This is a genomic window from Segatella hominis, assembly GCF_019249725.2.
Taxonomy (GTDB): domain Bacteria; phylum Bacteroidota; class Bacteroidia; order Bacteroidales; family Bacteroidaceae; genus Prevotella.
Genome location: NZ_CP137559.1, coordinates 2,506,318 through 2,527,632 on the forward strand (window position 1 = coordinate 2,506,318; position 21,315 = coordinate 2,527,632).

The following is a 21,315-nucleotide window of genomic DNA, read 5'->3' on the forward strand; positions in this document are numbered from 1 at the left end:
ATAATTTACCAGTTGTCGTCAGTGGCTTTTTCTTTAAGTTTGTTGTCTAACTTATCTGTAAGAATACGGAAACAAGCTTCGCTATTGACTAAAGCTCTTGAAGAAGTAACTTTTGGATGTATCCAATTCATTTCATTATATGGATAACAATCTTTTAAATTCCAAATTTGGGAGTCCTGGGTTATTCCATCACCAGTTACACCAAACGAACCAAACAGAATAACATATCCGCTGTCATCGTTTGTTTTTAAAACTTCATAATTCTGCAAAGTATAAGTGAATCTGATCTTGCCATCTTTGAAATCAAATCTTAGCAATGGTCTAATGCTAACTCTATAAGAGTTGTCTCCCATAGTTCGTCTTGCGATGTTTGGTAAATAGCATCTTGTAAGAATAATCCCTTTATTTTCGTCACATGATTGGACAGCAGATTGAGCGTTTGAACTCATAGATATAATCCAATTTAGTACTTGGTGGTACAGCTGTGATTTATCTTTTCCTGGGTATTCTTTTATAATGCAGAGTTCTAATTCTCCATTGCTGTTTAGTTGATATTTTTTTGAAATATCTTTTGCTGTAGCAGACCATGACTTATCGCCACGTTGTACATAGCCTTCAAGTTCACTTCTGGAAATAACCTGAGAATGAACAATTAAGCTTGACAAGCAAAGCATAAATATAAAAATAACCTTTTTCATATCCTTGATTTTTAATAGTTTTATCTTTAATACGGTCTTATCGTCTGTTGACATAAGCTTAATCTTTTATAAAGGCAAAGATATGGTAAAAAAGCGAAAGTGCCAAACTTTCCTCCCCCAAATTATACTTTTTTATGGGATGATGATGCGGAAAGTGGTGATTCCCTGGGCATTGTCCTGATGGAGCGAAAGGCTGCCGCCGCTTACTCGCATGATCTGACGGGAAAGGGAGAGCCCGATTCCGCTTCCTTCCGGCTTCGTGGTGAAGAACGGGATGAAAATATGAGAGGCTACATCTTCGGGGATGAGACCGGCGTTGTTGCTCACGTCGATGATGATGGATTCCTGGGCGTTGGCGTAGGCATGGAGACGGATAAATGCCTTCTTGCTTGCCGCGGATTGCAAATCCGCGGAGCGGCATTCCTGCTTGTTCCTCCCCTGCTCATTTCCATCTTGCTTGTTTCTTTCTGCAGACAACTTTTCCTTGAAAGCTTCTACGGCATTCTTCAGAAGATTCGTTACCACGTGAGAGAGGAGGCTCTCATCGGCGTAAACCAGCAAATCCTTGGGAGAAACAGAAATCTCTACTTCGTGGTTGCAGAGCAGCGCCATTCTTTCCAGGAATGGCTCCACATAGAAGAGTGCAGGCTGAGGCTGGGGAACATGGGTGAAACGGCGATAGTTGTTGACGAAAGCCAACAGTTCGGTTCCTGTTTTGTGGATGGTTTCCAAGCCTTGCTTCAAGTCTTTATCCTCTGTAACTCGGGTAAGTAGAGTTTCGCTCAACGAAGTAACTGGCGTGATGGTATTCATGATTTCATGGGTCAGCACACGAATCAGCTTGATCCAAGAATCCACCTCCTGATTGCTCAGCTCGTGGCTCACGTCGCTCAGGGCGATGATGCGCACGTGCTTGTCTTTCAGCATGGCTTGCGTCTCATGTTTTGCCAGGTGTTCATCCTTCAGTTTTCCTTTTACCTGGTTCATGTGGGTAAGCACATCCGTATCGAGCAACCTGAGGGCTGCCTGGTTGTGCTGCAGGATGTTGTCGTGGCTATCCACCACCAGTATGCCCGTATCTACTGCATTCAGAATCTGCTCGTAATATTTCTCCCGCTCCATCTGCTCCTCTCTCGTATGTTGCAGGAAGAGCTTGATGCGGTTGAGTGATTTGTGCAGAATCTTATCTTCCTTAAACCCCTTCTCCGTAGGAAAGTTGAAGGAGAAATCCCCATTATCTATCGCATCAAAAAGGAAGGTTACCTTCTTGATGTTGCGGCGATAGTGGCGGTAGAGGCGAATGTAACCCACTACAGCCACGAGCAAAAGCACGATAATTATAATTAGTTTATAATCCATATCGCTTAATCTTATTATAAAGCGTTTGGCGAGAAATACCTAACCTTGCGGCTACCACCGACAGGTTTCCCTCACATTCCCTGATGGTTTTCTCTATCATTCGGCTCTCCATCTCGCCGAGCGTCTGAACCTCTTCCAGGGGCTTCTCTTTTCTCTGCTGGTTTCCGCCGTCAATATCTTCGGCAGAAATCATTCCGCCATCGGATAGAATCACGGCTTTTTCGATGGCGTGCTGAAGTTCACGGATGTTTCCGTACCAAGGCAAACTGGTAAGTTTTTTCTCAGCTTCTTCCGAAAGACGGAGATTCACCTTATTATATAAATCGCCATATTGAAGGAGAAATCTTTCTGCCAATGGAACGATGTCTGATTTTCTCTGTCTCAGGGCTGGCAATTCCAGATGGATGGTATTGATGCGATAGAGCAGATCCTCTCTGAATTCGCCATCGTTTACCATCTGCTGCAGGTTGCGGTTGGTGGCGCAAACCAGTCGTACGTTGATGGGAATCTGCGTGCTTCCCCCCACTCTTACGATGCTTCTGCGTTGCAGGGCGGTAAGGAGTTTTGCCTGAAGACCGTAGGATAGGTTTCCTATCTCATCCAGGAAGATGGTGCTGCCGTCGGCAAGCTCAAACTTGCCCGGTTTATCCACCTTGGCATCGGTAAAAGCACCCTTTACATGACCGAAGAGTTCGCTCTCGAAAAGGGTTTCCGTAATGGCTCCCATATCCACAGGCAGCATTTTCTTTCCACATCTTGTGGATAAACGATGTATCTCGTTGGCTAACACCTCTTTACCTGTTCCGTTTTCGCCCGTAATGAGGATGTTTGCATCAGTTGCGGCAACTTTTTCCACAATGCTTCTCAAATTGTTCATAACTTCGCTATCTCCCCAATACATAGCGCTTTGCGCATCTTTTCCACCAGGTTTTCCACCTTTCCTGTTGATAACGTTATCCACAGCCTTGTTCTTATCCCTAGCCTCTATTAGCGTACGTATCATCTTCTCGTTTTCAAAAGGCTTCACGATGAAGTCGGCGGCACCTTCCTTGATGCCTGTTACGGCAAGTTGGATGTCGGCGTAGGCGGTAAAGAGTACCACTTCGGTTTTCGGGCTGAGGCTCTTGATTTCCCTGAGCCAGTACAGTCCCTCGTTTCCCGAATTGATTCCGCTGGAGAAGTTCATGTCGAGCAGCACCACGTCGGGATGCTCCTCTCTCAGTTTGGCTGGGATGGAGTTAGGGTTGGCGATGGTGATGATGCCATCGAATATGGGTTCCAGCAGCATCCTCACCGTAGTAAGAATGTTGCGGTTGTCATCAACAATCAATATCGTTCCTTGTTTCTTAATCATGGTGCAAAGTTACGAAATATCATAGAAAGTCGGTCCTGATTGTCTAATAATTAGACGAAAAAATGCCGATAATGGCGCCAAAAGTTGCTTTTCCGGCAGCTTTTGGCACCTTATCGGCATTTGTTTATTCAAAATTCTGATTCCTGATGAGGAATTGCTTATCCTAAAAGGGGAATTACTTATTCCAAAAGGGGAGTTACAGCTCTATCGGAACCACTATCTTTATGCTGAAGTTGCGCCCCATGTTGTAAACGCCTCTTCTGCCTGTAACCTGGTTTACGTCAAGATACTTCAGACGGCTCAGGTGGTTCTGGTAAGCACGGTTGGTAAGGTTCTCGCCCGAAAGATAGAGCGAGAGAAGGCGCTTGCCGTGAAGCTTCACGTCGGTACCGGCATACATATTTAATAATGTGTAGGATGGCGTGGCGGTCTCCGTATCGTTGGCTGCGAAATAATGGTTCTGGCGGAGATTGCAATCCATCTGTAGCTTTACGAAGAGATGGTCGAAAGTCTTGCCGTCGCAGACAAACTCATACCTTACATCCGAAACCCAGCGAGGAGCTGGGGTGAATGGCAGATACTTTGATTCGGATGGCTGATGCAACTGTACGGAGTTGACATACGAGAAGGTGTTGCCAATATGCAGATGCTCCACAAGGTGGATGTCGATGCTCGCCTCACCACCCAGAATGCGGGCGTCGCCCGAAGTAAACTGATAGGCTGGCGTGTCGTCGATGAGGATAGGCTGATTGTTCTCATCCGCCAACTTCTCGCTATAGATGTAATGGTTGATGCGATTGGCAAACAGCGAGAGTTCTGCCGAAATGATAGGCGAAGAATAATCCAGACCAAGGTCGAATTGCCAGCTGTTTTCCGGCTTCAGACCGGTATTTCCCAATTCGAATCGTTGGGTTCCCTCGTGCACACCGTTAGATGCTAATTCGCTGATGTTTGGAGCACGGAATCCTCTTGCCAGGTTCAGCTTCAGATTGAAATCGGGCAGGATTTCGTAAGCCAAGCCGATGCTTCCGGTTACTCCCTCAAAGCTGCGCTTAAAGGCTTGAAAACGGAATGAATCATTCGATTCAGAACGATGCGATTCTGCATCATTCTCTTCTCTCAAAGCCTCGCTGTGCAGATGGCGATGATCGTATCTGATGCCGCCGCTCAGGTTCAGTTTGCCTATCTCCTTGCTCACCGTGGCAAATACACCATAATCGAAGAGATGATAGGCTGGAATCAGAAATTCAGAACCTTTATTAATCGACTGCTGCCACATGCCGTTGACACCTGTTGAGAACTTCCATCCATTCATTTCCGGCGAGAGATAATGCAGGTCGTAATTCACGGTATGGAGCATGAAGTCGAGTCCGCATTCCTTCGGATTCTCTTCCTCCTCAAACTCCTGACGGCGGTTCTGCTGATACCCCAGGAGGAACTTCAGATTGCCGTCGCCCAGGAACCAGGAATTATCAAGTACAGCCTTGTAATGATGAATCTGCTGATAAGGCATCGGTTTGCCGTAACTCTTGGCATCGTAGCCTTCCGGAATTTCCAGTTCGCCCGTTTTCTCATCTCTTTCTCCCTCTACGATGCCCGGAGTGAAATGATAATAATCGAGTGTGAGATGCGAATGACCCTGGCGGTAGTTCCAGCCTAGAAGCTGCGAGAATGCCTGCTCTCTGAGTGATGAACCGAATACATAACCATCGTATTTGTTCTTGTAGGCATGCGCCATCTTTCCGCTGTAGCGGGTGTTCCATACAAATCCGCCCTGGTTGCCGGCAAAGTTGAGCGAATAATCGAAAAGTCCGTTGTTGGTTTGATAACCGGTAGAGAAATTTGCTCTCATGTCGCCTTTGGCAAGCGTTGGAGCAGAATGGAAGATGAGGACGCCAGCCATCGCATCCGAGCCATACATGAGGCTTGCCGGACCTTTCAGAATCTCTACGGAATGCACCGAAGCGGGGTCAATTTCTATTCCGTGTTCATCGCCCCATTGCTGCCCTTCCTGTCTGATTCCATCGTTCACCACGACCACGCGGTTATAGCCCAGGCCACGGATCACGGGCTTGGAAATGCCGCTTCCCGTGGTAATCTGCGAAACGCCTGGCTGGTGGGCGATGGCGTCGATGATGTTGGTAGAAGGTTGCATCTCGAGTTGTTTGGCAGAAACGAAGGAGATGGGTGCGGGCGATTGCTTCAGTTTCTGGCTGCCCGTCAAGCCTGTTACCACCACTTCGTTCAGTTTCACGCTCGATTCCGTCAGCGGCTGGTGTCTGGTAGAATCGTTTGCCTCTTCTTCATGAATGTTTGCGTCCTTCTTATCATGATTTGCTCTGTTTATAGCCATAGCAGGGGCTGTTGCCGATGAGCACAGACTCATCAGCAATATTGCTTTCAATATTGTTCTCATTATTTATTTTTATTACCTTATTTTATTCTTTTTCCTATCGATTAGAGATAAATCATCTGGGATTCATCGCGCAGAGCCTATTCACCTGCAACTAATCATATAGAGACTATTCAGCTGGGATAAATCGTATAGAAACAATCCTGCTGAGATTCATCGTTTAGAGATAAATCTTCCGGGATTCATCGTTTAGATACAATCAATCCTTTAGAAGAAAAACAATTAGTGAAAAAGATAATAAGGTGGAGCACGGGTAGATTTTACCCCCTTCGCCCTACACAAGCAAGGAGAGCAGTAGGCATGGCGAGGGGAAAGATGGAGCACGGCGATGGCAACCCAAACCACGAGGGATGGAGCCAGATAAGGAGTGCTTTGCAATTGGCAGAGCACACAGTCGTGCATGGTATTCTGCAGAGCTATCAGATGCCCGTCGTGATGAATATGATGGGCGCAATCTGCACAATAGAAACCAGCCTGACTTCCCTGCGCTTCCCCATGATGGTGAAACGTAACGACCAACAGCATCGGTATATAAACCAATAACAACAGCCAGGAAATTCTGATTCTCTTATGCGTTATCCTCTGCATTTATCTACAGTATCTGTTTTTATTTGCAAATTTAATCATTTCTGTCGGGATTATTCTTAGGATTCCGATATTTTAACGAAGATTATTTGTTTTTCAGCAGGAAAGCCATGTAGAGGGGAAGAATGAGTGTTTGTGGGGCTGTTCCCACATTTACATCTCCCAGTTTGATGGCTTGAGATACGTGATACTTTTCGGGGTTCGAAAGGATGGTCTTGGCACTTTTAATATTTCCGTTGCTTGCCTTTACTTCTACCAGCGTGCATCCGTCTTCGTATCTTGTAACAAAGTCGATTTCCAAACCCGAGTCCTTGCGGAAATAATAGAGCTTGCGATTCATCTTGCCAAAAATGTCGGCCACCAGATTTTCAAAGATGGCTCCCTTGTATCCATAGAGATTGCCTTGCAGAATGTCAGCTGCCGTTCCTGGTTCGAGCATACTGATGAAAAGCCCTGTATCTGCCATGTAAACTTTAAACTGGTCGGGAATGGAGTTGCCATCAAGTGGAAGTTCGGGCGCTGACAGGTTGTAGCAACGGCGGATAATGCCAGCATCTTCTATCCATTGCAAACTGCCCTGATAGTCACGTCCTCTTCCGTTGGATCGTACTGTGGCGTATGCGAATTTCTTGTTTTCCTTACTCAGTTGACGTGGAATTGACTCGAAGCATTCTCTGATTCTCGACTTGTCTGCTTGTGGAGCATATTTCAGCATATCTACTTTGTATTCTTCGATGATGGCTTGCTGCATCCGTAGCACGTTTTGCATATTATGAGTTTCCATAAATACGCTCACGGCTCTTGGCATTCCGCCAACAATGCAATATTGCAGCAGCAGTTGGCGCATTCTTTCGTGGATGGCTTCTTGTACTGGAGTCTTTTCTTCCAGGCAGCGATGCAGGTAGTCGATGGTTATTTTCTTAATGCCATTTGCCCAAAGCCATTCCTCAAAATCCATTGGATACATGTCTATGATAGTCTCGTAACCAACAGGAATTGGAGCCTCTGACGAAGCATTGGTATGGTAACCGCTGACTCCCAGCAGGGAACCCGTACCGATGACATCGTATCTGCCATCAGTCTTGAAGAATTTCAAGGCTGTGCGAGCACGTGGACATTCCTGTATCTCGTCAAAGATGATACAGGTTTTGCCCGATACGAAATTGGCATCAGGTATTAAGGTAGAAAGTGTCATGCAGAGAAGATCGATGTCCAGGCCACCATCAAATACCGACTTGTATTCTGGGTGCTGGAAAAAGTCAATATACACAACATGCTCATAATTCTTATGGGCAAAATCGAGTACAGAGAATGTCTTTCCGCATTGGCGACATCCTTTGATGATGAGAGGCATTTTGTGCTCATCACTTTTCCATTCTTTGAGATATTTCTCGATTTTTCGTTTAAACATCTGTTTTCTAATGATTTATGATGTATTACTCTTAATGCTGTGCACGTTTTCCAAGGGACTTTTCTTGAATTCATGCACGTTTTTCAAGGGACTTTTTGCTCTTTTCTGCCACTTTTTCAAGGGACTTTCGGTTGCAAAGATACAAAATTTCCTTTTAAAAGGGAAAGAAAACGGCAATTATTTCTTTTTTAAAAGGAAAGTTTTTCCTTTCTCTCCTATTATTTTTGTACTTTTGCAACATTGTTTTAAAAATAGGCGTACCCGATTCCAGGGGGATGTTGTATTATGAACAAAGTAGAATCATAAAAACAAGAAAAATGATGAAAAGAACGACTTCCCTTATACTATGTCTTGTCTTGAGCATTTCCCTATTTGCTCAAAGCAGAGGTGTGACCTTTCAGGTGCATAACGAAACGCTTACTTCCGTGTTGAAGAAGATTGAAAAGGCGGGCGAGAAGAATATCCTCTTTGCCTATCAGGCTACCAATCAATATCGCGTTACTGCCAATATCCAGGCTAAGCGACAGAAGGAAGCCCTGGAGATGGTGCTGCAAGGGAAACCTTTCTCCTTCGTAGAGCACAATACCTATTTTGCCGTTCAATACACGGGCAAGACGACCCGGGTGGAACAGATCAAGGGCCGCGTGGTGGATGAGCACCAGCAGCCTCTGCCTTTCGCCAACGTGGTGTTGATTTCCTCCGTCAGCAAGGCTTATGTGGCCGGTTGCGTAACGGCAGAGGATGGAAGCTTCGTGCTTCCTTATGCCGATAAGGATGTGATGCTGAAGGTTTCGTTTGTGGGCTATAAGTCGCAGACCCTGGCCTGCAAGCCTACCATGCATATCGGTCTGCATCCCGACACCCAGCAGCTGAAGGCGGTAACCATCAAGAGTACCCGCCCCAATGTGGTGTACAAGGACGGTGCCTTCACCACCCTGGTATCAGGTACCATCCTGGGCGAACTGGGCTCTGCCGAAGATATGATCAGCCAGTTGCCCTTCGTTTCGGGTGAAGCAGGCAGTTGGGAAATCATCGGTCGTGGAGCGCCCGAAATTTATCTCAACGGCAGGAAACTGGAGAATCTGAACGAACTCAAGCGATTGAGCGCCAAGGATATTCTGAAGGCAGAAATCGTTACCGTTCCCGGAGCGCAGTATAGTTCCAAGACCAATGCGGTAATCCGTCTGCGTGCCGTTCGCAAGCGCGGACAGGGCTTGAGCGGAAGCCTTTATTCTGAATATATGCAGGGCCGTTATTCGCCTCATACTTTTGATGATGTGCAGTTGAACTATCGTACGGGCGGACTCGATATCTTCGGCGAAGTGGGAGTGGGATTGAATCGCTCGCACACCACCGCCCATTCCGAAACCCAGCTCCATACTACCAGCGACTGGGAATTCAACAGCCACAGAACCACGAATGCCAATAGTGGAGATATTCTCCTGAACACGGGATTCAACTATGAGATTTCCGAGCAGCAATCGCTGGGTATGCGCTATGAGACAACCAACATGATAGGCAACAACTACACCCACAGCTGGGGAGCTACCGATGTGTGGGAGGATGGCAAACTGACGGAAAGCATGGGCGTAGATCTGTTTTCGAAGAGCAAGCCCCATTGGTCGCATAGCGTGAACGCCTATTATAATGGCGATTTCGGCAAATGGAACATCAATTTCAATGGCGACTTCTATAATAAGGTGAGCCAGAGGTCCCAGACGGCGATAAACGACGGACAGCTGGATGCGGAATCAGAGAGCAAGGTGAGGAGTAATCTCTATGCTGCCAAGCTGGTGGTGTCGGGACCATTGTGGAAGGGTAAGCTTTCCTTCGGAACGGAAGAGATGTTTACCAACCGCCACAACGACTTCACCCAGAGCGGCTTTTCTGCCGATGCCTTCAATCACATCCGTCAGTCTATCTATGCCGGATTCCTGGAGTATTATCTAAGCATCGGACGCATGAATTATGGTGCCGGTTTGCGATACGAATATCAGAAGACCGATTATTACGAGAAGGATGTGCTGCAGGCAGAACAGAGTCCCAGCTACAGGAATTGGATTCCCTTCCTATCCGTCGGCTACAGCAAGGATAATCTGAATCTTGCCTTCTCCTATCGTCTGAACAAGTACAGTCCTATCTACGTCATGCTTCAGAGCAGCATCGACTACGAAAGCAAGTACGAGTACAAGTCCGGTGACCCTCATCTCAAACCTCAGAAGCAGCACAGCTTCAATCTCTCGGGCAATTACAAGTGGCTGTCGTTCATGGCTTACTACAACTATGTACTTGATATGTACATGACCTGGTACAAGCCTTACGACGAGGTGAACCATCCGAGTGTGCTTTTGGAGACGATGGCTTCGGTGCCTCATTCCTACTATTGTGGAGCCAATATCCGTGTGGCGCCTTCGTTTGGAATCTGGTATCCTAACCTCACGGCGAGTGTCTACTACAGTCATGATAATGTAGATCATCTCAATATCCCCGAGTTTGGCAAAAACCAGCCTCAGTTTACATTCAGCATGAACAACAATCTGAGGCTTCCCCACCGGTGGTTCATGAATCTTTCGGGTAATGTCAGCACGAATGCAGAGATGGGAATCGGAAGGAGGAAATGTATGGGCAACATGCAGTTCCGGGGTTCCAAGAATTTCATGAAGAATGATGCCCTTAAGGTGGTGTTTGTATTGCAAGACCTCTTGCATACAGGATATTATTATTTCGAGGCAAACGGCACGCAGTCGCATCGCACGTTTACCCGATACGCAGATAATCAGAAAGTTGGCATCTGTGTGAGATACACATTCAATGCAACGAGAAATAAATATAAAGGTAGTGGCGCAGGACAGAGCGAAAGACAACGACTTTAAGCAGCTATTCCTGGAAATGTATCCTCGATTGGTGCGTTATGCCGTGTCCCTTTTGGGAGACGGCAACGAGGCCCGTGACGTTGTGGGAGATGTTTTCGAGAAGGCATGGAACCAATTCTCCTCCTTGCAGATGGAAACAAGGAGGAGCTGGCTCTACGCATCGGTGAGAAATGCCTGCCTCAACTGGCTCAAGCACCAGCAGGTGGAACAGACCAACGTGGAGGCGCTGATAGAGGCCACCCGGTATGATATGAGTACCCGGTATGAGGAGCACGAGCGCCTGCTGCAACAGGCGGAGCAGATAGCGAGGGAGCTGAAGGAACCCACCTGCACGATTCTCCGCCTCTGCTATTTCGAGCATCTCACCTATCAGCAGGCAGCCGACAGGCTGGGCATCAGTCCCAACACCGTGAAGAAGCATATTTCCAAGGCACTCGCCATCTTGCGCGAGCGAATGAAGCATACAAACATAGAGAATTAGGAGGAAAAATCATGAATAAGAATCAAGATCAAGAACTGGATTATAGAATGGAAGCAGAAAATGCTTCTGATGCCCGACTTATCCAGGTATTCGGGGAAGCCTTGGGCGATGAGCCTTCGAAGGAGGAAACGCTGGCGGCTTGGGAAGCCTTCGAGCAGAAGCATATTTCTTCTGAGAAGGAACATCTACAGAAGGCAGAAGATGAATTGTCTGAGAAAAAGATAGAGGATGAAATCGGAAGGAAAATTGGAGACGAAATCGGAAGGGAAATTGAAGGTGAATCTTCTTCCAGAAAGTTTTCTAAAGCCCGAATCCTGGCTTGGATTACTGCCTCAGTTGCAGTAGCGGCAAGCCTCTTCCTTTTTATTTTCCGTTCATCCCAAGAGATTTCTCAGCCTACGGAGTTCTCCATGGAACTTTTCTCGGAGGTCACTTCTCCCAAGCAGGTGGAGCAGACCCTGAGCGATGGCTATTGCGTGGTTTCTACCCCGGCAGCAACCACCACCTTGGTAACGCTGAGCGATGGCACCAAGGTGAGGCTCAACGCCAATTCTACGCTCGAATATCCTGTGTCTTTCAGCGATACAGAAGTCCGAGAAGTTCATTTGAAGGGCGAGGCTCATTTTGAGGTAACCAAGAACCCTCATCGTCCTTTTGTGGTAAAGGCGGGCGAGATGCAGACGCAGGTATTAGGCACCATATTCGATGTGAAAGCCTATCGCAAGGATGCCCCAAAGGTAACCCTGATGCAGGGCAAGGTGAAGGTGAGCAATGCCGATACGGAGGTGGAAATGCGCCCGGGGCAGACCGCCACGCTCCAGGTGGATAAGATAGTGGTGTCTAAGGCTTCCTCTTCAGCCTCCGATTGGCTGGAAGGCGATTTCGATATGGATCAGGTTACGCTGGCAGAGGCGATGAGCGACATCGGAGCCTGGTACAACAAGACCGTAGTCTTTCAGTCCCAGGCGAATATGGATAAGCTCATCCACTTCCGCTTCTCCCGCAGGGCAAGTTTGCAGGAAATCATCACGGCGCTGAACGAGATGGGTGTGGCAAAAGTCAGAATGGAAAAGGGCAAGATCATGGTGCTTTGAGCCATGGTCTTGCCTTTTCCTATTCCATCAAAATCGATTCCTACAATCAGCTGCAAATGTAGAAAGTTTCCTTCTAAAAAGGAAAGAAAACGGCAATTATTTCCTTTTAAAAAGGAAAGTTATCTGTTTTTTATTTAAAATCTCTTTAAAGCTCTAGTTGTTGTCTTGCAGTAGCCATTTCCAGATAGGTACTACCTCTATCGTATAGCCATCTGCCATTATTTGGGTCTGGTAATCACGGGTGATGATGTAGCCGTGATAGCCTGGAAAGGCTTTCAGAAATTTAATCAGTCCTCCTACTTCTCGCTCGTAGGTTGCCTCATCATTCAGATTGTAAGATACCTGGATGGCCAACTGGGCAGAAGGAACGCAGAAATCTATCTCTACGTTCTTGTTGAAATAATAGAGGAAGGTTTCTTCTGTCGTGTTTCTGAATCTTCTGTTCAGTTCTATCGCCACCATATTCTCCAACAGCTTCGTTTCTCCCTGAAACAAAAAGAGATTAAGTATTCCATTATCGGCAACGTATCTTTTTTGAAGTGTTGCCTGTTCTGTCATAGGTGAAACCAGATTCGGTATCGGGAAGAAGAGATACGCATCTTGCATGTATTCCAGATAATCCTTTAGGGCAGGCAAACTGATGGTGTCTCCGGTAGATTTCACCATGTGTTGCAATCTGGTCAGGGATGAAGGCTGCATCACGCTATCGGCAAGTTTTTTAGCCAGAAAGCGGAATATTCTTGAATTGCGAATGCTGTTTTTCTCCACGATGTCTCCAATCAGAATTTTCTGATACAGGGCATTGAGATATTCCCGCTTGTCGGGCTGCTCAAACGATTCTGCTATTCCCCCTTCGTAAAAGTAGGAATCAAAATAGTTGGATATTATTGATTTTATCTGCTGGTTGTATTCCCAGTTTTCACCTGGTTCCACTTGATGATAGGTTAGGTATTCTGCAAAGGAAAAAGGAAAGATTTCCTTCGGAATATATCTTCCTTCAAGTGTAGAAAACATTTCCTTGCCCAGCATCTTGGCGTTGCTGCCTGTAATCATCACGCGATATTGGGAGTCAGCCAGGCGGCGGGCAAATTTCTCCCAACCTTCTATATTCTGAATCTCATCAAGATAGACGAAGGGCTGTTTGCCTGGATATAGTTCCATGTAGGAATCCAGGATAGTGCCCAGTTCTTCAGCCTTGAGGGATGACAAGCGCTCATCCTCAAAGTTGATGTAGAGAATATCTTGGGCCGACTGTTCTCCTCTGTTGAGTCTGGTCTGAATATCCTGATACAGTAAGTAGGATTTTCCTGCTCGTCTGATACCTACGAGAATATAATTCGACTTGTCGCCGAAAAGGAAATCTCGGTGAACCAGTTTGTAGTTCGGGATGGCTATTTGCTTCTCGATGATGATACTTTTGATAATTTGCTTGTCCATACAGAAATATTTTAAAGTGTACTTTGCAAAAATACGAAAATATTTCTAACTATACTTTGAAATAATCCTAGAAAACGGCTTGCTTAAGGAAAATTAATGTTTTTCCTATGATTTTCTGTTCCTAAGGTGAAAAGCAAATGGATTGGGCTTGCCTTCTAGAGAAGAGGGGATTTCCCTGGGGCTGCGTTCCAATTAGCTTGCTCCAGTTGGCTGCGTTCCGGTTGTTCCAATTGTTCCAGTTGTTCCAGTTGTTCCAATTAATTTTGAGTGGGTTTGAATCTTTCACTTGTCCTTCTTCTTTACTCCTTTATATTATATAACTTATTGATTATTAATTAATTATATATATAATATATATAAATATATATAAAAAATGGGGGTATGAGAGATATGCTGAAAAATTAATTGGAACAACTGGAACTGGAACGCTTTCTCTTCTTCTAGAAGGCTTATTATCAGATAGTTAATGCAAAAAATAGCGTTCCAATTGATTTGAAAAATCTCAGTCTCAGTCTCTCAGTTAAAAAATAAGGGGGTATCATTTTCCCATTTTTCTCTTTCTTTCCTTTTTGCTGTTTTTGTAACTTATTGATTATTAATTAATTATATATAAATATATATAATATATATAAGAATAAAAGAAAAAGAGGAGGTACTTGAAAAACAACTGAGACACTGAGACTGAGATTTTTGATGCCTTTAGCTGAAATCAAAAACAATCCTAACTCCCTATCAAGCAGATGTTTATGTGGATGGTATTCGTGCGTCTAAGTTTGTCACCATCTTCTCGTAATCAGAAAAATGAAAATATTTCTTCCAAAAAAGGGGCGTTTTTCGGGATTTTATTCGTATTTTTGCCCTGTCGTTTGATACGATTTCAACAAAAACAATTCAAAACCTAAAAAAATAGTTGGATTATGAACATATTTAAAAAGCTATTTGGTGGCCAAAAGACTACTGAGGAAGTGAAACAGGAGAAGGAAAAATACTTCGACATGGTGAAATATGATGGTGTTCGTGCTCTCCGCATGCATCAATTTGACCTTGCAGCCAAGTCTTTGGAACACGCTCTGCAGTTGAATGCCGAAGATTTGGAATGCCGCGACTATCTCTCGCAGGCTTACATCTCTATGGGTGATCTGCAGAAAGCCTATGAGCAGTTGCAGATTCTCTCGGAAGCCCAGACCGACAACGTGGCGGTGTGGCTGCGTATGGCGGATGTGGCGTATATGATGGAGAACTATACTGCCATGTCGGAGGTATGCGATAAGGCTCTTCACCTGGACACATCGAATCTGCAAACCTATCTCTATTATGCCAAGGCTTGCCGGGGATTGGGCGAACCCATCCGTGCCGTGTCGATGCTGACTGAGGCGATAGGCAAGCGTGAGGATTTCTATGCCGCCCGATTGCTTCGTGGCAGCATCCTGTTGGATCAGGCTCAGCTTTCCGAGGCAGAACTCGATGCAACTTTCCTCTATGAGCATATTCCGGGCAACGAGGATGTGCTGTTGCTGAAGGCTCGTGTAGAGAAGGCGCAGGGAAAGATGGAGGAGGCTGAACAGACCTACGGTAAGGTGATGGAGGTAAATCCTTTCTCTATTGATGCGTATCGCGAGCGCAGCGAGGTTCGCAGAAGTCTGGGTGATAGTGCCGGTGCTGCCGAGGATGAGGCTGCTGCCAAGGAAATGGGTGCCGAAATTCCGGAATCATCAGAGGGAATAGAGCAGAAAATAAAGGAAAAAATGCAGCAGATGGACCCCTATAAGGTTTTCCATAACGAATACTGAATAATAGAATTTCATCTTTCTAACTGGAAAAAAATATTTTCCCAGTTAGAAAGATTATTTTTTATAACTACAAGTCGTCGTTCTATCTGATACCATTATCTCTATCGCTATTGTTCAGCTTACGGCTGCCTGTATGGTATCTGCGGCCATGGCTGAAGTTGAAGCTGGCAGTAAAGACAAGCATGTTGCCCTGGTCAGCAAGGCGTACCTTGTTCTTCTGCTGCACATACTTGTTGAAAAGTTCATCCTTATACACGCAGCCATGAGGATAGAATACGAATAATCCGAGAACGCCAAACTGCCAGTTCTTATAACTGTAGGTTACGGCAAGATTGGAGGTTGGCTCTCCGCCATTTGTCTTTTCTCCCCAAAAACTCTTTTCCACCTTATAGGCACCATAGCCAATGTTCCAATTGCCCGTCATGTACCGTATTTCTGCTCCATAACTGAAGTAATTGAACTCGTGGGAATAATCCAAACCCTTTGTCTTGACATTCTGATACTCGCACATAAGGTTCAAATCCAGATGATCCTTGATGAGGTGAACTTCAGGAGTCAACAGCAGGTGCTTGTAATTATGACTCTTCTGATTCTTAGGTTTGCTCACAAAGAGATAAGAGCCATCCTCCCGCTTTTCGGGCAAGATAGAAGTAGCTATAGGCTTGTCGTAATACGTCCAGTTTCCCTCCAGGTACACAGACATCAGCGGAATGTTCCAGGAAGCCGACAAGGTATTGTTGTAGCCGGTAAATGGCTTCAGACCGCTATTGCCGTCACGCGCCTCAAAGCTGTTGGAATATTGGCGCAACTCGCTCAAGTCGGAAAGGCTTGGGATGTCTGACGTGATTTTGCTGCTCCATTTAAAACTCAGACGGTCGCTAGCCTTTGCCTGTAAAGTTACCTGTGGTCGAAACAGCCATTTGCTGTATCCGTTCTCCCCCTGATGGATGGAAGACCTGGTTGCACCAACTCCCACCTGATAACTGAACCACTTCTGCTGTCCCTGTAGCTGGGTGAAAAGATAGAGATTGCTGTACTTCAATTCCGTATCAGCATTACTGCTTCCCACATAGATGTTATCTGTGTGGCTGATATTATATTGTCCACCTACCGATAATGCCATCTGTTTCCAGTTCTTGCTGTATGTTCCTTCACCAATAAGAGAGCGCTTTCTACCAGTTGCATCATAACTGTAATCGGTCAGCGGAGCGTTCTTTACAGATTCATCCGGTGATTTGTTGAACGTATATTCCCTCATACGATACTGGTAATCTGTGCCGATGTAAGTACCCACCAGGTTCAGAGCCAGGTTCTGGTCATGGGGCATGTTGAGCGAATAATAAATATCCAGGGATGGAATCTGCTCCAGCATTTTTCTGTTGTTCAGCAGATACTGGTCCGCCTTGCCGCTTTCCTGATAAAGCTGGTTCATGCCTCTCACAGGACTGTTATAATTGTAGAAATTCAACCGTACATTCAATGTATATTTGTCTGGCTCACTAAGATTATAACCCAACTGTACATTATTGGTGGTGTATAGGAACGGAGAATCATAACCTAAATAATTGCGATGTAGAGTTTCTCCTGTGGGCAGATGATAAGTACCGAGACTCTCATAGCTTCGTTCCTCTACCGAGCGATAGGAGAAACTGTAGTTGATGCTGAATTCCGATTTCTTCACATTGTATTTGAAATAACCGTCGCTATTATTGAAACCTGCCTTGGTGCCTTGCATCGTAGAAACTCCACCCACATAACCGGCATAACGTCGGCGGACCTGGTAGTTGATGACTGCATCCAGATTGCTGTCTCCATATTTGAGTCCTGGAACATTGATGAATTCCACCTTTGTAACTTCATCCGGCTGCAAAGCCAATACATCCTGCATGCTCGCCTTGACATCGTTGATGCGCATTTGCACCTCTCCGCCCTTTAATGACAGTACTTTGCGTTCTGCTCGATTAACGACAATGGTAGGCAAAGACAAGTTGTCCAACAGATCATAACCATTGGAAGCCGTTTTCACCTGCTCTTTTGTAGGGAAGATGATTTGTCTATCTACTTTTTCCACAACCCTTGCGGCTTCTACGGTCACACCTTTCAACAGGAATGATTTCGCCTGCATCTTCACATTTCCGATACGGACAATAGGTACCAGCTTGCAAATGGTCTTATAGCCCACGAAGGAAACCTTCATGAGAGCCTGCTCCTGCTGGCAGGGGATGACGAAATCGCCATTGGCGTTGCTCACGCCTCCACAGAGAAAGGAGGAATCCTTCGGGTTGAGCAGCTGGATGTTGGCGAATTCTACAGGAAGATTGTGATTGTCTATCAGTCTGCCTATCAGCTTGCGCTCGCTCTTGCGTATGCATTCTACCGTGATGAGGCTGTCGCCCACGGTCATCTGCATCGGATAGAAACCGATTACCTTGCGGATGGCATCGGGAATATTGGTAGTCTTCACGTTCTGGGTAACTGTGAAATCCTCCAGTTCGTTGTAGATGAAGCTGATTTTGTAGCGCTTGGAAGCCTTGTCGAGGTCGATGAGGACGTCCGACATGCTGCGGTCGTGATAGTTGCGCTGGATGTGCTGTGCGCTCATCGCCAGGGAGAACGTGCACAGCAGGAATATGATGGCTGAAAATCTTCTCATAATGATGTTGCTTTTTATTTGTTATTTTACAATCAGCTCGTTTTGTTGCAATTCGATGTTTACATTCTCGAATTGGTTCAGTTCTTTTACGATGTTCTCGATGCTCGAATGACTGTTCCATTCGTAATAGAGGCGGAGGGTCTTGTCCTCGTTATTCTCAAACTTTACTTGTAAATCATAATAAGAAGCAATTTCAGAAAGCATCTGCTCGAAAGCCACATTCTCGAAAGTCTTGTGAATGGCTGGCTTTTCTGGTTTCGGATGAGTCAGGGAATCCTTTGCTGCTACCTGCTTTGCGGAATCTGATTTTATGACTTCCGGATGAGTATCTGCGATTACCTGGGTTGGTTCCTGGCTGCGCTTGATGTAAGTATGGATTGCGGCAAAGGCAATACCCGAAATTAAGACAAAGCCGACGATGGATGCTGCCAGTTTACGCCAGGAAGTTATAGGATGGGATGCCTCTTCTTGAAGTTGATGCTCCTGGCTGAATTTCTCCCATTCCTCATCTATATTAGGAGAAGAGTTACCCAGAGAAGAGTTAGAAGAAAGAGCATCATCAGGCGAATGAGAAATAGAAGCCTGAGTGTTTAAATTCTGCTGAAGGAGGGTAGAATCCACTTCCATCATCGTCTGATAGAGTTTTCGGCATTCCTCATCCTGCAATATTTCACGAATCTCCTCATCAGAATACTTCTCCTGATGGTCGATGATATCCAGTATTTTTTCAAACTTGTCCATAATAAATCTGCTAAGGGTTAAACTTTTGCTTTAATTTTCTGATGCCTTGCGCCAGATGCTTATAAACTGCCACTTCGCTGATGCCCAATTCCGTAGCAATCTCCCGATATTTCAGTTTCTGCCGAAAGCGGAGATCGAGTACTTTGCGGGTTTGTGGCGTGAGCTCAGCATTCATATAAGCCAGAATTGCTTCGTACTTTCCGGTCTCCCTGTCTATTTCGGCAATCGTCGCTTCCAGGGGAGCAATCGAAGGCGAAGTATCGGCTTTCAGAAGATGATGAACCCGGTCTTTCATCTTCTGTCGGCTCAACAGGTTGAGGCATTTATGGCGCACACACACCAGAAGATAGCTCCCGGCGTTAGTGGAAGGCAGGGGCGGTTCGCTGGCTATTGTCTCGTTATCAAGACCCAGTTGAGTCTTTCCGTCGAGCACATCGGCAAAGACTTCGCTTACCACATCCTTGCTGGCTGCATCATCCTTCAGAAGTACCCTGGCCAATTGGTACATCCTCAGATAATGCTGCCGGAAGAGCTGTTCTATCGTTTCTTTGTTTATTTGCATTACTTTATTTCTTTTCTTTTGCCTATATTACAATCGAATTTTCATTTTCCTAACCCTTAGCAGAATATTTTTTAATGCAAATTTTTAAAACGTCAAAATTACCCTATCGGACTTGCTCCTTCTTCAGATGCTTGTAAAGCCACAGGAAGGCGGGAATGAGGAAGAGATCTGCCATAACCCATGCCACTGGGTCGCCGAAGCAGACACCCGTCCACGCCAGGGCAGGCACCAGCCAGAGACTCACACCGCATCTCGCTATCATTTCCATTACGCCACTCAGCATCGAGAGATTGCTGTAACCCAAGCCCTGGATGCTGTAGCGCAGGATGGTGAGCAAGCCCAGACAAGGATAGAAATAGTTGGCTATGCGCATAAACTGGGCAGCATAAGTCACCACCTCCGCCTCGCCCTTATCCACGAAGAGCATCATCATCTCGTCGGCAAACGGATAGATGAGCAGGAAGGTGAAGACGAAATAAACCAGCATCATCCTGATGGAAGCCCTTACACCCTGACCGATTCTATCCAGCTTCCGGGCTCCCAGGTTCTGACCGCAATAGGTAGCCATCGCCACTCCGATGTTCTCGAAAACGCAGGTAAAGAGATATTTGATGCGCATAGAGGCAGTAAATGCAGCCACATAAACCGTTCCCAGGGCGTTGTTGGCACTCTGCAGCATGATGAGACCAATGGCGGTAATCGAGAACTGCAGCCCCATCGGAACGCCGTTGTTCAGCAGAATGCTTACCTTCTTGTTGTCGAATTTCCTTTCCTCACCCTTCGGAATCAGAATCTGCATCTTCTTTTTGATAAACCAGATACAGAGCAGCACGGAAATTCCCTGCGAGAGCCAGGTAGCGATGCCTGCACCCTCTACGCCCAGTCCCATGCCGAGAATCAGAATGCCATCGAGAATGATGTTGATGACCGAGGCTGTGATGAGGAAATAGAAAGGCTGCTTCGAGTTGCCCAGGGCACGGATCTGACCTGAGAGCAAATTGTAGCCTATGGTGAAAGGAATCGCCGCAAACTGCAGCATCAGGAAGATGTAGGCATCATCGAACACCTCCTTCGGCGTATTCACCAGGTGCAGAATCTTTCCGCAGAAGATGCAGGAAAGAAAGGTGATGACCACGGCAAACACCACGGCGATGCGGATGCTGTTACTTACGTAAGCCCGCATCTTGGCGTAATCCCTGGCGCCGAAAGCCTGGGCGATAGGGATGGCGAAACCGGCACAGGAGCCGTTGCAGAAGCCCATGATGAGGAACATGATGGAGCTGGATGCGCCTACTGCCGCAAGAGCTCCCACGCCAATCCATCTTCCCACGATGGCGGCATCGATGATGAGATACATCTGCTGAAGGATGTAGCCTAGAATCAGCGGAATAGCAAATTTGATGATGGCTCGCAAAGGCGAGCCTACAGTCATGTCATTAGTAGAGTTCATTTCCCACTTTCTGTTTGATTTCTGCCATTTTATTCCGGCGTTCGATGGAGAAGGTATCTCCGTGGGCTTCCACGTAATCGAAGAGCATGAAAGCCTTGTTCAGGAGTTCATCTCTTGTGGGCTGTCCCACCATATCTGCCTCGTGATAATAGAGTTCGGCAAGCATGTCCATCTTGGAGAGTCGCTTCTCCTCATCGGCAATTCCTGCCATCGCCTTCATCACATCCTCGATGGTAGCGATACTGTAGAAGGCGTAAGGTCCCACGTATTGGTCGTAGAGTTCCTTGATTTTCTCACGTCTCACCTCTACCTCTTTCTTTTCGAGCATTCTTTCGAGTGCCGCCATAAACTCGCGGATCAACCGCTGGATATAATCTCGTTGTAACATATTTTTTATTTTGTTGTTTGTCTTAT

16 protein-coding genes are annotated in these 21,315 nt (G+C 46.1%); 4 read left to right on the forward strand and 12 right to left on the reverse strand.

Translation table 11 applies throughout. The features are described 5' to 3' along the window. Positions 1-5: 5 nt before the first annotated feature. From KUA50_RS10230 to KUA50_RS10255, 6 genes are all read right to left on the reverse strand, one after another. Positions 6-752, reverse strand: a complete 747-nt coding sequence (locus KUA50_RS10230; protein ID WP_256624291.1) for a DUF4468 domain-containing protein — start codon at positions 750-752, stop codon at positions 6-8. Between the two features lie 78 nt (positions 753-830). Then, positions 831-2,057: a sensor histidine kinase gene (locus KUA50_RS10235; protein WP_218457216.1), complete on the reverse strand. Its 1,227-nt coding sequence runs from the start codon at positions 2,055-2,057 to the stop codon at positions 831-833. Further along, positions 2,047-3,411 carry a sigma-54-dependent transcriptional regulator gene (locus KUA50_RS10240; RefSeq protein WP_218457217.1) on the reverse strand — a complete coding sequence of 455 codons (1,365 nt, stop codon included), beginning with the start codon at positions 3,409-3,411 and terminating at the stop codon, positions 2,047-2,049. The genes KUA50_RS10235 and KUA50_RS10240 overlap by 11 nt, the downstream gene beginning before the upstream one ends. Positions 3,412-3,607: 196 nt before the next feature. Beyond that, positions 3,608-5,827, reverse strand: a complete 2,220-nt coding sequence (locus tag KUA50_RS10245; RefSeq protein ID WP_218457218.1) for a TonB-dependent receptor — start codon at positions 5,825-5,827, stop codon at positions 3,608-3,610. Between the two features lie 219 nt (positions 5,828-6,046). Then, positions 6,047-6,412, reverse strand: a complete 366-nt coding sequence (locus tag KUA50_RS10250; RefSeq protein ID WP_218457219.1) for a hypothetical protein — start codon at positions 6,410-6,412, stop codon at positions 6,047-6,049. Positions 6,413-6,494: 82 nt separating this feature from the next. After that, positions 6,495-7,820, reverse strand: a complete 1,326-nt coding sequence (locus KUA50_RS10255; RefSeq protein WP_218457220.1) for an ATP-binding protein — start codon at positions 7,818-7,820, stop codon at positions 6,495-6,497. Between the two features lie 317 nt (positions 7,821-8,137). Between KUA50_RS10255 and KUA50_RS10260 the strand changes: the two genes are divergently transcribed. From KUA50_RS10260 to KUA50_RS10270, 3 genes are read left to right on the forward strand one after another with little or no spacing between them, the layout of a single operon-like run. Further along, positions 8,138-10,693: an outer membrane beta-barrel family protein gene (locus KUA50_RS10260; RefSeq protein ID WP_218457221.1), complete on the forward strand. Its 2,556-nt coding sequence runs from the start codon at positions 8,138-8,140 to the stop codon at positions 10,691-10,693. 16 nt (positions 10,694-10,709) lie between these two features. After that, positions 10,710-11,174: a sigma-70 family RNA polymerase sigma factor gene (locus KUA50_RS10265; RefSeq protein WP_413777461.1), complete on the forward strand. Its 465-nt coding sequence runs from the start codon at positions 10,710-10,712 to the stop codon at positions 11,172-11,174. Positions 11,175-11,185: 11 nt separating this feature from the next. Beyond that, positions 11,186-12,268: a FecR family protein gene (locus tag KUA50_RS10270; protein WP_218416163.1), complete on the forward strand. Its 1,083-nt coding sequence runs from the start codon at positions 11,186-11,188 to the stop codon at positions 12,266-12,268. Positions 12,269-12,421: 153 nt separating this feature from the next. Here KUA50_RS10270 and KUA50_RS10275 read toward each other — a convergent pair whose 3' ends face one another. Further along, positions 12,422-13,705, reverse strand: coding sequence for an ATP-binding protein (locus KUA50_RS10275; RefSeq protein ID WP_218457222.1), 1,284 nt, complete (start codon positions 13,703-13,705; stop codon positions 12,422-12,424). A 917-nt stretch (positions 13,706-14,622) separates the two neighbouring features. Here KUA50_RS10275 and KUA50_RS10280 point away from each other — a divergent pair. Next, a complete protein-coding gene (locus KUA50_RS10280) occupies positions 14,623-15,495 on the forward strand; it encodes a tetratricopeptide repeat protein (protein WP_218457223.1) in 873 nt (290 codons plus the stop codon). 82 nt (positions 15,496-15,577) lie between these two features. Here KUA50_RS10280 and KUA50_RS10285 read toward each other — a convergent pair whose 3' ends face one another. The 5 genes from KUA50_RS10285 to KUA50_RS10305 form a co-directional block, all read right to left on the reverse strand. Continuing rightward, positions 15,578-18,148 carry a TonB-dependent receptor gene (locus KUA50_RS10285; RefSeq protein ID WP_218457224.1) on the reverse strand — a complete coding sequence of 857 codons (2,571 nt, stop codon included), beginning with the start codon at positions 18,146-18,148 and terminating at the stop codon, positions 15,578-15,580. A 21-nt stretch (positions 18,149-18,169) separates the two neighbouring features. Continuing rightward, positions 18,170-18,889: a DUF4974 domain-containing protein gene (locus KUA50_RS10290; protein ID WP_218457225.1), complete on the reverse strand. Its 720-nt coding sequence runs from the start codon at positions 18,887-18,889 to the stop codon at positions 18,170-18,172. A gap of 10 nt (positions 18,890-18,899) precedes the next feature. Next, the gene (locus KUA50_RS10295) at positions 18,900-19,451 is read right to left on the reverse strand and encodes a sigma-70 family RNA polymerase sigma factor (RefSeq protein ID WP_218457226.1); all 552 of its coding nucleotides are present in this window, start codon (positions 19,449-19,451) and stop codon (positions 18,900-18,902) included. A gap of 103 nt (positions 19,452-19,554) precedes the next feature. After that, positions 19,555-20,901: an MATE family efflux transporter gene (locus KUA50_RS10300; protein ID WP_217764257.1), complete on the reverse strand. Its 1,347-nt coding sequence runs from the start codon at positions 20,899-20,901 to the stop codon at positions 19,555-19,557. Next, entirely contained in the window at positions 20,888-21,289 is a 402-nt protein-coding gene (locus KUA50_RS10305) for a hypothetical protein (RefSeq protein WP_218457227.1), read from the reverse strand. The genes KUA50_RS10300 and KUA50_RS10305 overlap by 14 nt, the downstream gene beginning before the upstream one ends. Positions 21,290-21,315: the final 26 nt, after the last annotated feature.